This window comes from Psychrobacillus mangrovi (assembly GCF_037104765.1).
GTDB classification, from domain to species: domain Bacteria; phylum Bacillota; class Bacilli; order Bacillales_A; family Planococcaceae; genus Psychrobacillus; species Psychrobacillus mangrovi.
The window spans coordinates 252658-265471 of the sequence record NZ_JBAWSY010000001.1; the positions used below are offsets into that span (position 1 = coordinate 252658).

The 12814-nt window shown below is 34.3% G+C and carries 10 protein-coding genes and 1 pseudogene; 4 read left to right on the forward strand and 7 right to left on the reverse strand.

Annotated elements, in window-relative coordinates; genetic code table 11:
• Positions 1-65: 65 nt before the first annotated feature.
• The 5 genes from WAX74_RS01310 to WAX74_RS01330 all read right to left on the reverse strand — a co-directional run bounded on the left by WAX74_RS01310 (position 66) and on the right by WAX74_RS01330 (position 4643).
• Complete coding sequence (locus WAX74_RS01310) at positions 66-773, reverse strand: ABC transporter ATP-binding protein (protein WP_336496197.1); 708 nt, start codon at positions 771-773, stop codon at positions 66-68.
• Positions 766-1554 carry an ABC transporter ATP-binding protein gene (locus WAX74_RS01315; RefSeq protein WP_336495853.1) on the reverse strand — a complete coding sequence of 263 codons (789 nt, stop codon included), beginning with the start codon at positions 1552-1554 and terminating at the stop codon, positions 766-768. Before WAX74_RS01315 ends, WAX74_RS01310 begins: the two co-directional genes overlap by 8 nt.
• On the reverse strand, positions 1544-2497 hold the full coding sequence (locus WAX74_RS01320; RefSeq protein ID WP_336495854.1) for a branched-chain amino acid ABC transporter permease: 954 nt from the start codon (positions 2495-2497) through the stop codon (positions 1544-1546). Before WAX74_RS01320 ends, WAX74_RS01315 begins: the two co-directional genes overlap by 11 nt.
• Before the next feature lie 10 nt (positions 2498-2507).
• Positions 2508-3383 (reverse strand): branched-chain amino acid ABC transporter permease, encoded by an 876-nt coding sequence (locus WAX74_RS01325; protein WP_336495855.1) that lies wholly within the window; start codon positions 3381-3383, stop codon positions 2508-2510.
• Positions 3384-3464: 81 nt separating this feature from the next.
• Positions 3465-4643: an ABC transporter substrate-binding protein gene (locus WAX74_RS01330; RefSeq protein ID WP_336495856.1), complete on the reverse strand. Its 1179-nt coding sequence runs from the start codon at positions 4641-4643 to the stop codon at positions 3465-3467.
• 428 nt (positions 4644-5071) lie between these two features.
• Between WAX74_RS01330 and pepF the strand changes: the two are divergent.
• Positions 5072-6878: pseudogene (gene pepF, locus WAX74_RS01335) on the forward strand (oligoendopeptidase F).
• 113 nt (positions 6879-6991) lie between these two features.
• On the opposite strand, the gene WAX74_RS01340 reads toward pepF, so the two are convergent.
• Positions 6992-7900 (reverse strand): LysR family transcriptional regulator, encoded by a 909-nt coding sequence (locus tag WAX74_RS01340; RefSeq protein WP_336495857.1) that lies wholly within the window; start codon positions 7898-7900, stop codon positions 6992-6994.
• Positions 7901-8416: 516 nt separating this feature from the next.
• On the opposite strand from WAX74_RS01340, the gene WAX74_RS01345 reads away from it, so the two are divergent.
• Positions 8417-9649 (forward strand): MFS transporter, encoded by a 1233-nt coding sequence (locus WAX74_RS01345; RefSeq protein ID WP_336495858.1) that lies wholly within the window; start codon positions 8417-8419, stop codon positions 9647-9649.
• Between the two features lie 357 nt (positions 9650-10006).
• Here the strand turns inward: WAX74_RS01345 and WAX74_RS01350 are convergent, their stop codons facing one another.
• Positions 10007-11482 carry a DHA2 family efflux MFS transporter permease subunit gene (locus WAX74_RS01350; protein ID WP_336495860.1) on the reverse strand — a complete coding sequence of 492 codons (1476 nt, stop codon included), beginning with the start codon at positions 11480-11482 and terminating at the stop codon, positions 10007-10009.
• A 172-nt stretch (positions 11483-11654) separates the two neighbouring features.
• Here WAX74_RS01350 and WAX74_RS01355 point away from each other — a divergent pair, with 172 nt between their 5' ends.
• Together WAX74_RS01355 and WAX74_RS01360 are read left to right on the forward strand one after the other, a co-directional pair.
• Positions 11655-12539 carry a TetR/AcrR family transcriptional regulator gene (locus tag WAX74_RS01355; RefSeq protein ID WP_336495861.1) on the forward strand — a complete coding sequence of 295 codons (885 nt, stop codon included), beginning with the start codon at positions 11655-11657 and terminating at the stop codon, positions 12537-12539.
• Positions 12536-12811, forward strand: a complete 276-nt coding sequence (locus WAX74_RS01360; RefSeq protein ID WP_336495862.1) for a hypothetical protein — start codon at positions 12536-12538, stop codon at positions 12809-12811. The genes WAX74_RS01355 and WAX74_RS01360 overlap by 4 nt, the downstream gene beginning before the upstream one ends.
• The last annotated feature ends 3 nt before the right edge of the window (positions 12812-12814 follow it).

Genomic DNA, 12814 nt, shown 5'->3' on the forward strand with positions numbered 1-12814 from the left:
ATATGTAATTTGAACTACACAAAAAAAGCCTTCATTAGCAGCAAACCAATGAAAGCTTTTCTATATTAATGACCACCTAAATATGCCTGTCTCACTTCTTCGCTTGTCTGCAATTCTTGCGCAGAGCCAGATAACACAACTCTTCCAGTCTCAATTACATAACCTCTACTTGCAACGGATAGTGCCATATTCGCATTTTGTTCCACTAACAATACAGTAGTGCCATCACGATTAATATCTTCGATAACTTGAAAAATTGTTTTCACCATTAATGGCGCTAGACCCATTGATGGTTCATCGAGTAGCACAAGTTTGGGTTTCGCCATAATTGCACGGCCCATTGCCAACATTTGTTGTTCCCCACCTGAAAGAGTTCCTGATAACTGTTTTTTTCGCTCGAGTAGTCTTGGAAAAATTTCATAAACCTTCTGTAGATCTGAATTAATACCAGCTTTATCTTTTCTCAAAAAAGCACCTAGCTCAAGGTTTTCTTCTACTGTCAAGTTAGCAAATACTCTTCTTCCTTCTGGAACATGAGAAATTCCTGCTTTCACAATCGCTTGTGCTTGTTTTCCAGCAATCGATTTATCGAGAAAGTTGATTTTTCCTTTTTTAGGTTTTAGTAGACCTGAAATCGTTTTCAATAGTGTGCTTTTACCGGCACCATTTGCACCTATTAATGTAACTATTTCTCCTTCATTTACTTCTATAGAGACGTCTCTAAGTGCTTGGATGTTACCATAAAAAACATCAATATTTTCAATTTTAAGCATTGTCATTGTGAACTTCCTCCCCTAAATACGCCTCAATAACCTTAGGATGGTTACGAATCACTTCTGGTGATCCTTCCGCAAGAAGTTGACCATGATCTAGTACATAAATTCTTTCACAAACACCCATAACTAAATTCATATCATGTTCTATAAGTAATATAGTCAAATCAAATTTATTGCGAATAAATCCGATCAAATCCATTAAATCTTTGGTTTCTTGTGGGTTCATTCCCGCAGCAGGTTCATCTAACAAAAGAAGTTTTGGACCAGCTGCTAATGCACGCGCAATTTCTAATCTGCGTTGTTGACCATAAGGTAAATTTTTTGCTAGTTCATCTTTATACTTATCTAAACTAAATATTTTTAAAAATTCAATTGATTTTTCTTCCATTTCCTGCTCGCCTTTAAAATGTGACGGTAAACGAAGAATAGAACTAACCATCGTATGCTTTGCAAGTGAATGATAGGCAACCTTAACGTTGTCCAATACAGATAAATCATTAAAAAGACGAATATTTTGGAATGTACGGCTAATTCCTTTTCTAGTTACTTTAAAAGGAGGCAACCCATTGATTCTTTCTCCATTAAATAATATATCGCCTTCTGTTGGTACATATACTCCAGTTAACAAATTGAAACTAGTAGTTTTACCAGCACCATTTGGACCAATTAGGCCGACTAGTTCTCCGTGATTAAGTACCATGTTTAAATTTTGAACTGCTTTTAAACCACCGAACTGAATACCGGCATTTTTAACCTCCAATATCGGCTTACTTTCCATGTTGTCCGCCCCCTTTTGGCGTTCTCCATAGCTTGAAATAATCTGTAATTTCCATCGTACCCATCAATCCCTTTGGTCGATATAACATTACCAAAATTAAAACAAGACTATAAATAATCATACGAGTCTCAGGATATCCTTGCAGATAAGTAGAAACAACCGTTAGCAAAATTGCTGAAAGCACTGCTCCTGAAAGACTACCTAATCCTCCTAATACAACGAATATTAATATATCAAATGACTTTAAAAAGCCGAATTGACTAGGTTGTATAATGTAAAAATTATGAGAATATAACGCTCCTGCTACTCCTGCAAAGAACGAACCAATAGTAAAGGCCACAACTTTATAATAAGTTGTATTTATACCCATAGCATCCGCTGCTATTTCATTTTCTCGAACAGATATAGCAGCTATTCCATGTCTTGAATTAGTAAAGTTAACAATCACTAAAATGGTAATGAACAAACTAAAAAATGAATATGTCCAAGTTGTCAAATGGGAAACTTGCATTCCTGCTGCTCCACCAACATAATCAATATTCAAGAAAACTATACGAATTATTTCAGCAAAACCAAGTGTTGCAATTGCTAAATAATCTCCTTTTAAACGTAAGCTTGGAATACCAACGATTAATCCTGCTAGTGCAGCTACTATGCCCCCTGCAATGATAGCCAGAATAAAAGGAAGTCCTAACTTCATTGTTACAATAGCTGAAATATAAGCACCTACAGCTAAAAATCCTGCATGTCCTATCGAAAATTGCCCTGTAATACCGATTACTAAATGTAGGCTGACCGCTAATATTATGTTAATAGCAATATAGATGAGTGTATTAGAATAGAATTGATTCAGCATTCCATTCGAGATAAGCAGTTGAACGATACCGTAAACTAATACAGATGCTATAACAAAAGGCCAAAATTGTTTAGACTTTTTCTTCATTATGTACCACCTACACTTTCTCTCGTGTATTTTTTCCAAAGATGCCTGCTGGTCTAAAAATTAGTATTAGAATTAATATAATGAATGCTGCAGCATCTCTCCATAACGAGAACCCTAATGCACTAACAATCGTTTCCACTACTCCTAATACTAATCCACCAACCATAGCTCCAGGTATAATTCCAATACCCCCGAGAACCGCTGCAACAAATGCTTTAACTCCAGGAATAACACCCATTAGCGGATCAATCTTTGTATAATACACACCAAATATTACACCTGCTGCTCCAGCTAATGCAGAACCAATAGCAAAAGTAGCAGAGATAGTATTGTCTACATTAATGCCCATTAACTTTGCTGCTTCTGTATCATGCGAAACGGCTCTCATTGCCTTACCTGTTTTCGTTTTATGAACAATAAATTGCAGTAATATCATCAATACGACTGAAACAGACAATATTAAAATAGATTGAATGCTTATTTGAGCACCAAAAATATCAAAAGAACGATTGGAGAATACATCCGGGTAAGCTTCTGGTTGAGCACCTCTGATGTAAATTACTCCGTATTCTATTAATAGAGATACACCAATAGCTGTAATAAGAGCAGCAATTCTTGTTGCATTTCTTAAACGCTTATATGCAATTCGTTCAATAATTACACCAAAGAGTGCACAAGCTGCCATTGACAATATAAGTGCTGGGAAGAATCCTAATCCAAACACGGTAATCGAATAGAACCCAATAAAAGAACCTACCATGAACACGTCACCATGGGCAAAGTTAATCAATTTAATAATTCCATAAACCATTGTGTAACCAAGAGCGATTAATGCGTATATACTGCCGAGTGAAATACCGTTAATCAATTGTTGTAACCATTCCATAAAGTTTCACTCCTATAATTCAAAGTTTCTAGAAATAGAAAAGGAGGGATAGAATCCCCCCCAATATAAAACATGTTAATCTTAAGGATTAACTTTAGTGTTAAACACTTGCTCACCATTTACGAATTCGATGATAGTTGCTGATTTTATAGGATGATGAAATTCATCTACAGAGTATAATCCTGTAACTAGTTCTAAGTTGTCTGTTGCTTCAATCGCTTCTTTAATTTTTGTTCCATCCAATGAACCAGCACGTTCAATCGCATCTTTTAAAAGATAAACTGTATCATATCCAAGTGCGTGGAATGAGTTTGGTGCTTCTCCATACTTTTCAGTAAACTTATCAGCAAAAGCTTTTGCTTTACCATCTGGATCTTCAGCAGAATAAGCAGTAATAATGAAAGTATTATTTAATGCATCTGCTCCAGCTAAGTCCACAATAGTAGGTGAATCCCAACCATCAGCACCCATTAAAGGAACTGTTATTCCCAATTCGCGAGCTTGTTTTACGATTAACCCAACTTCTTCGTAATATCCTGGGATAAAGATGAATTCTGGATTTGAAGCTTTAATACGTGTTAGAGTTGAACGGAAATCAGTATCTTTCGCAACATAAGATTCTTCTGCTACAATCGTTCCTCCAGCTGCTTCAAAGTCTTTAATGAAAGATTCTGCTAAACCTTTTGCATAATCACTTGCATTATCAGCGAACACAGCAGCATTTTTAACTTTTAACTCATTAGCAGCAAAGTTTGCAGCAACTGTTCCTTGAAAAGGATCTATAAATGCAGTACGGAATGTGAATGGATTTACTTTTCCATTTTCTGCAACAGTTACTGTAGTACTCGTCCCAGACGGAGAAATCATTGGAGTTTTATTGTCCGTCGCAATTTGTACTTGCGCCACTGAGTTCCCGCTAGTTGCAGCACCGATAATAGCAGTAACTTTGTCTTGACTAACTAATTTAATAGCTGCACTTGTTGCTTCTGCAGCATCAGATTTGTTATCTACTTTAATAAGTTCAATTTGTTTCCCATCTATACCGCCATCAGCATTGATTTCTTCAACAGCTAATTCTATTGCATCTGCCTCTGATGAACCATAGGATGCAACTGCTCCAGAAAGTTCAAGATTGGCACCGATTTTTATAGTGTCTCCCCCATCAGAGCTACTACCCTCTTCTCCACCTGAACATCCTGCAAGTATGCCTGTTAAAAGGGACGTTGCAAGGAAAAGTGAAGCGAATTTTTTTAATTTCATAAATATTTTACCCCCTGTTTTTTGATAGTTCTGAAAATATAAGCTATACTACTTTTCTTTTTATAATAAGTATTTTCTCAGACTATCAATATATTGTTTTGAACAATCTCATTGTAAAACAAACTTCAAAATCAGTCTATACTAATTTTTCGATTAATTCTCAAATTTCTATCATTACATTAATATAGTATTTAGACTTACATCAAAAGACCTTGATAATACTGAGATTGTATTATTTCACCACTCTAAACATAGTACTTTCGAATCATTTTTTATTTTAATCGAGAGAATCTAAATAACTCTATTATTCTCACTAATAAAATAATTAATTTTAAAAAATTCTAAATATAATGATTGTTTTTACTTTTAATCTTCTGTTCGTTATACTATTAACTAGTTCGACATCCGTAATAATTAGGAGTGATAAAATGGTTAAAAGCTTACCGAAAAGATCAGATGTAATATTAGAAGAAACTTGGAATTTGAAAGACTTGTTTAAAACGGAAGAAGATTTCAATAATTCTTTAATGGAAATTGAGAAATTGGCAGTGATTTTCGAGGAAAAATATAAAGGAAAGATTAATCAGCCGTCTATTATTTTAAAAGCTTTAAATGATTATTCAGCTTTGTATGAAAAACTAACTCCTACCGGAACATTTGCTAGTTTATCTTTAAGTACAGACCAAGCAAATACAGACGCACAAATGCGTGGAAGTAAATTCGCTTCACTCGCAGCAAAAGTTAGTAGTAAGGTTTCTTTTTTAACCAGTGAACTTGTAGAATTGCCTGATGAAGTTTTACAAGAAGCTATAGTAGAGGGGCCTGAATATCAAAATTTTATACAAAAACTTATATTAAAAAAACAATATCAATTGCACCCTAAAGTTGAAAAGACTCTAGCAGCATTTTCTTCTACATTTAGTGCACCTTACAAATTGTATGATACAACTAAAATGTTAGATATATCTTTTAATGATTTCGAAGTGGATGGTACCTCCTACCCCCTTAGTTATGTTCTGTTTGAAAATGATTGGGAAGCAGAATCTGACACAAATATAAGAAGAGAAGCTTTCAAATCCTTTTCTAATAAGTTAAAGGATTATCAACATACGACAGCAAAAACATATGATATGCACTTACAAATAGAAAAAACAACGTCTGATTTAAGAGGATATAATTCTATATTTGACTACTTATTGTTAAACCAAGATGTCGATCGCAGTTTATATGATCGTCAAATCGATTTAATTATGAAGGAACTTGCACCTCATATGCGAAAATATGCAAAGCTTCTGCAACAAGTACACGGATTAGACAAAATGACTTTTGCTGATTTAAAAATCTCGCTGGATCCTTCCTATGAGCCTAAAATCACAATTGAGGAGTCAAAAAAATATATTATTGAAGCACTAGGGGTAATGGGTGAGGAATATCTAGACATGGTTGAACGCTCCTATAAAGAGCGATGGATTGATTTTGCTCAAAACACTGGCAAATCAACTGGTGCCTTTTGTTCAAGTCCCTACGGCAACCACCCTTACATTCTTATTTCATGGTCTAGCAGAATGAACGAAGTATTCGTACTGGCACATGAATTAGGCCATGCAGGTCATTTCTTCCATGCAAATAAAGAGCAAAATATATTTAATGCTCGCCCTTCTTTGTATTTTATAGAGGCTCCTTCTACAATGAATGAAATGCTCATGGCCAATCATTTATTAGAAAACTCAGAGGACCCAAAATTTAAAAGGTGGGTAATTTCTTCTATAGTAGCTAGAACATACTATCATAATTTCGTTACACACTTATTAGAGGCTGCTTATCAAAGAAAGGTTTATGAAAGAATTGATGAAGGACTACCAGTTAATGCACAAATATTAAATGAATATAAAAGAAGTGTATTAGAAGAATTCTGGGGCGATGCAGTAGAAATAACGGATGGTGCTGAATTGACATGGATGAGACAACCTCACTATTACATGGGTCTATACCCATATACGTATAGCGCAGGTCTAACTATCTCCTCAAGTATCCAAACGCATCTTAAATGAAGGTCAACCTGCTGTAGATGACTGGATCAACGTATTAAAAGTCGGTGGTACAAAGTCTCCTATTGAACTGGCAAATATGGCTGGAATAGATATTACGACGGAACAACCTTTAAGAGATACAATTGCTTATATCGGATCCTTAATTGATGAATTAATTGTTCTAACAGACGAAATCAATAAATAAAAAAGAAAGCTAAACCAATTATGGTTTAGCTTTTTGTCTGGGTCCCGTTGTTAACTTACTCTAGCTTCGTAATTAAAATAATTCATAACTTTTTTTATAAACTTGTTGTTTTTTTATATTTCGGATTTATAATTTAAAAATTTATTCTGCATTTCTTCAAAAAATATATTAGCAGCATTAGAAAAAACTTGATGTTTCTTCCAAACTATATTTAAGCCAGATTCAAGTCTTGGCTCCAGTGGTCTAAAGCAAAGGTTACTATCACTAGATGTATTTACTATTTTATCAATGGTGACTGCATAACCGATACCTTCTTCAACCATTAAAGCAGCATTAAATGCGAGGTTATATGTAGTTACAACATTTAATTTATCATAATCTTCACCAAACCACTCAGAAAATTCATTTCTAGATAATCCCTGTTTCATAGCCTGCCTTGAAAAGAGAAGCGGAACATCTAATAAATCAGCCTTTTGTATGCTTTTTTTGACAGCTAGAGGACTATCTTTTCTCATTATAACTCCCCATACATCTTTGGCTGGGATATTGATATAATTGTATTTTGACAAATCTGCTGGTTGAATTAGAATTCCAAAATCAAGTAATCCCTTATCAAGTTGCTCCGTCACATCATCAGAGTTTCCACTGTAAAGATGAAATCTGATATTAGGATATTTAAACCGTAAACCTTTTACTATCTGTGCAATTAGTTTCATTGCATCTGTTTCCCCACCACCTATGTAAACATCCCCACCTATTGTTTCTTCCATAGAGTTAAACTCTTCTTCTACCTTAGCGACCATATCAATGATTTCTTCTGCTCTCTTTCTTAAAATCATTCCTTCGTCTGTAAGAACAATATTGTGACTTTTTCGGATAAATAATTTTTTCCCCAACTCTTCCTCTAACTCTTTTAATTGTCTCGACAAAGTTGGTTGTGTAACATGCAAGACATTTGCTGCTCCAGTAATACTTCCTTCTCTTGCGATAGTAAGAAAATAACGCAAAACTCTAAACTCCATAATACAGTCCTCCTTATACTATTTTATTATACGCATTATTATATACCTTACAAGCATATCACTTCATAAGATATAAGTATTTGTAATGATTGATAAGAGAAAATATAATTAATAACGAAGGAGGTAATAATTTGGATTACATCGCAAAAGAAAATGTTGGGAATACTTAGTTTCTATCGAAATTTTCTATACGCGCTATGCTGATTGCCATACACAACTCAAAATTCACAAAAAATAAAGCTTATAGAAAATCATTACAACTAGTCTAGACTCTAACCGTAATTAAAATTCAATCCTAACAACCAATTTGCTGTATGACTTGTGTAATGCAGGTTATGCATATTTCTTAATTGAATATTTATCATAACTTGTCCTCTGTTCCCTTTTGAGGATTTAAAAATGTCATAAATACAAGAGAATCCTATAACAAAACAAATTGTAGAAAGCTTTTAAACTGTAAGTAACTGCTCTTATTATTGATTGAGGGGCATTTTTTAAGAAAGGAGTGTTATTTTTTTGGTAAAACAAAAAAATTTACTAATATTTATTTTAACAGTTGGGGTTTTCGGTATCTTAAATACCGAAATGGGTTTTATTGGGATATTACCTGAAATTGCTGATCACTTCAATGTTAGTGTTTCAACAGCGGGATGGTTGGTAAGCATTTTTGCAATAGGTGTTGCAATATCAGGTCCAACAATGCCGTTATTATTTTCAGGGATCAATCGAAAGAAAGTGATGGTGCTTGTATTAAGTGTGTTTGTTCTGGGGAACATCATATCTATATTTACATCTAATTTTATCGTTTTGTTAATTGCCCGAATAATTCCAGCCCTTTTTCATCCAGTCTATGTTTCTTTGGCGTTTTCCGTCGCTGCTGATTCGGTTAGCAAAGAGGAAGCTCCAAGACCAGTATCAAAGATTTTTATAGGTGTGTCTGCGGGGATGGTAGTCGGCGTTCCAATCGTGAGTTTCATTGCTAGCGTGTCTAATTTGCAAATAGCGATGGCATTTTTTGCTATTGTTAATATCATTGTACTTATTGCTACATTATTATTTGTTCCGTCCATACCTGTTAAAGAAAAAATCTCCTACGGTAGTCAATTAAATGTCTTAAAAAAATCGATTACATGGTTGTCTATTATAGTTGTCATTTTATTAAACTCGGCTATTTTTGGGGTTTATAGCTATCTTGCAGTGTATTTACAAACCATTACGAATACATCAGCAAATATAACTACTTTAATATTATTCATTTTTGGTGCTGCCAATATTATCGGTAACATTTTGGCCGGAAGACTACTTACCTTTAATCCCATAAAAACAATAGTATCTCTTCCTATTCTATTGGGAGTTGTTTATATCATACTATTTTTCACGGGACAATTTACCTTACCGATGGCAATTATTACTTTAATTTGGGGAATACTAGCCGGTATAGCAGCAAACATTAATCAATATGTGGTTACATCTTCAGTACCTGAAGCTCCTGACTTTGCGAACGGCTTGTTTTTATCATCCGCAAATATAGGAACGACCATTGGTTCAGCTGTGGGAGGCTTATTCATCTCAGCAATGGGAACACAATACGTTGTACTAGCAGGAATATTATCCATAATATTGAGTGTGGTGTTTATTTTGCTAAGAAACTACAAGTATAGTTCCGAAAAAAACTGTCGAGATGAGAGAAAAATCAGTGTGATCTTCATTGTAAAGAGTATTCTCTTCCGAGATACATTTTTCAATTAGATCAAGACAAGTGTTCTTTTTTTCTAAAAATGTGGTTCAATCTAAACTAATATTTAATTAGGTAAATAACCTGATGTATTACACAAATGAATATTGATCCGGTAGATTCCTTAATCCTACACTCACCAACTCCAGAGGGAAAAGTGGGATAGTCGAGACCGTGGAATGAGCTTTGCGAAATTAATTTTTGCGACGAGCTTGCGTAGGAGGAAAGGAAGCGTCTCTGCCCCGCTCGAAGAAAACGTCCGCCATGATCGTAAATACCATCTCTATTTATCCTATTATTTATTTTAAAAGAAAAAAGACTATAGAAAACTCACAATCCTTAGAGTTTGTCTATAGTCTGAGCTAAACCAATTATGGTTTAGCTTTTTTAAGTACATCTACTCTTTTTACAAAGAAGGCCAATATTAAAGCAACCACTGTCACAAGAGTTGCTATAAAGAAGGTAAAGTTAATCCCCTCCAGCATCGCATTTTTACCCAATTCTACTTGGAATTGCATTAAACCTTCCGTGCTCGTAGGCACTTTTCCAGCTGCTGTCGCTTGAGATGTTAGTGCTATTGCTGAAGACTCCATTTTGGCATTCATAATTGTTAAGAATATTGCTGAACCAATAGCACCTGAAACTTGTTGTAGCGTATTGTTCATAGCTGTACCATGTGGATTACTATTCATCGGTAACTGATTCAATCCATTTGTCATAATTGGCATCATAATCATTGACATACCAAACATGCGGAAAGTATAAACTGCCATAATATAATAATAATCAGAATCTCGCGCTAAGTTACTCATTAAATATGTTGCTACCGATGTTATAATCAACCCAATAATCGCTAAACTTCTAGCGCCATACTTATCAAATAGTCTTCCAGTTACTGGAGACATGACTGCCATTGCAATAGCACCAGGAAGCATTAGTAAACCAGAATGAAAGGGAGAAATACCACGAATCGTTTGCACGTAAAGAGGTGTTAAAATCATCCCTGAAAACATTGCTGCAGAGACAACAATCGAAATGATTGAGGACAAAGCAAACATTGGATATTTATATATTCTTACATCCAACATCGGTTCATCTAATTTCAATTGTCTCCATATGAAAACAATCAACGATATAAATCCGATAATAATTGTTCCGTATACTATCGGGGCATCCCACCCTTTATCTCCCGCAGTACTAAAACCATATAGCAACGCTCCAAAACCGATACTGGATAATATCAATGAAAATACATCCAGATTGACTTTACTATTTGGAGTAATATTACGTAACTTAAAGATAGCAAACAATAATACAATTATTGCAAACGGCAAAATTATTTCAAATAATACACGCCATTCATAATGCTCTAGGATGAAACCTGATAAAGTAGGTCCAATAGCCGGTGCTAATATCATAACTAAACCGAACATACCCATAGCAGATCCGCGGCGTTCAATTGGAAATGCGGTTAACATAACATTCATTAGTAAAGGCATCATCATTGCTGATCCAGCTGCCTGAATCATACGTGCTGAAATTAAAACCCAAAATTCTGGTGCAAGAGCTGCAAGTGCTGTACCTGCAGTAAATAATAACATAGCTGTAATATACAACTTTCTATTAGAAAACCTCTGAACGAAAAATGCACTAGCTGGTACTAAAATTCCGTTCACTAACATATAACCTGTTGTTAGCCATTGTACAACTGAAGGTTTTACTTGAAATTCTGTCATAATAGTTGGTAGAGCTACATTAAGTAGTGTATTATTCAAAAAAGCGATGAATGCTCCAACAAATAGGATCGCAATCATAGCATATGGTGGTTTTTGTTGTTCGTCGTTCATTAATCATGTTCCCCCTAAGTTATTTCTTCTCTGTATTACAACACTTTGACTATTTTATACGCATCGTCCAAAAAAATCAATTAAAATATTTTTATTCAATTAATATAGTTTGATAAACACAGTTTCAACGGTTAGAATGAGAATTATACTATTAGTCCAAAGGTGAAAAAACATGCATACAAAAAAAAGAAATGTCTTACTAGCAGCTCAACATCTATTTATTGAAAAGGGTTTTAGATCTACTTCAGTTCGGGATATTATTGATGAAGCAAAAATTTCAAAGGGGACCTTTTATAATTATTTTTCCTCTAAAAATGACTGCATTGTAGCCATAATTGAAAACGCCAGAGAGGAAACTTTGATTAAAAGAAGAGCTTTGGATAATCCTCAAAATGCCTCCGATGTGAATGTTTTGATCGAGCAATTATCAGTACGAATGAATATTTATCAAGAACAGAAACTATTACATCTTTTTGCATCTATTATTCATTCACAGGATATTGAGTTGAGAGATTTAATAAAAAAGAATTACTTTGAAGAAATCAGTTGGCTTTCGAAAAGAATTGTAGACATATATGGGGAGCAAACAAAAAATGTCTCTACTGACTGTGCAGTGCTCGCACTAGGAATGATCCAGCATTTGCAACACCCCTGGATCAAACAAGGAGCAAAAATATCTTTTGAACAATTAATTCGTTTTGTCATGAGAAGAATTGAAGCAATTATTTATGACATGACAGAAACCAACGATTGTCTTTTAAACAAGTCGCTCTTTGACCTTAATAAAGTTGATGAAATCAAATCAAAAAAACAAGTAATTGAGCAATTAGAAAATTTTTATTTAGAAGAAAAAGAGAAGATGGAACAAAACGTTAAGCAAGCAATTGAATATATAGCAGAAGAACTATCTAGAGAACAGCCGCGTCTTTTTTTAATTGAAAAAATCGTACCAACCATTACTGAAGCTTTTAATGGCACGTCTTTGGAACAAAAATCTATAAGCCTTGTTTATGATTTATGGCAACTATTAGACAAGTTGGGAGCTGACTATAAGTGAATGAAAATGTAATTGCTCAATATAAAGAGGAAGAAAATGTGATGATCAGCTTATTTGCACAATGGTGCGTTAACCACAATTTAGATGCGGCGCAACTATACAACAAAGCTTACCCACTTCAACAAGATAATGAATTACTACTTTCCATAATAGAAATAACTGAAAAAAATTCTCTTCATGTAGATACGGAAACATTGATGCAAGTTTTGCAGTTATTTGGAAATGATGATTTAGCAATAGAAGTATTCCAAGCAGCGGAGAACCGAAAATAACCA

Coding starts and splice junctions, on each gene's coding strand:
- WAX74_RS01310 (WP_336496197.1), bottom strand. CDS start 773: ATGCTTAAAATTGAAAATATTGATGTTTTTTATGGTAACATCCAAGCA.
- WAX74_RS01315 (WP_336495853.1), bottom strand. CDS start 1,554: ATGGAAAGTAAGCCGATATTGGAGGTTAAAAATGCCGGTATTCAGTTC.
- WAX74_RS01320 (WP_336495854.1), bottom strand. CDS start 2,497: ATGAAGAAAAAGTCTAAACAATTTTGGCCTTTTGTTATAGCATCTGTA.
- WAX74_RS01325 (WP_336495855.1), bottom strand. CDS start 3,383: ATGGAATGGTTACAACAATTGATTAACGGTATTTCACTCGGCAGTATA.
- WAX74_RS01330 (WP_336495856.1), bottom strand. CDS start 4,643: ATGAAATTAAAAAAATTCGCTTCACTTTTCCTTGCAACGTCCCTTTTA.
- WAX74_RS01340 (WP_336495857.1), bottom strand. CDS start 7,900: ATGGAGTTTAGAGTTTTGCGTTATTTTCTTACTATCGCAAGAGAAGGA.
- WAX74_RS01350 (WP_336495860.1), bottom strand. CDS start 11,482: ATGAACGACGAACAACAAAAACCACCATATGCTATGATTGCGATCCTA.
- WAX74_RS01355 (WP_336495861.1), top strand. CDS start 11,655: ATGCATACAAAAAAAAGAAATGTCTTACTAGCAGCTCAACATCTATTT.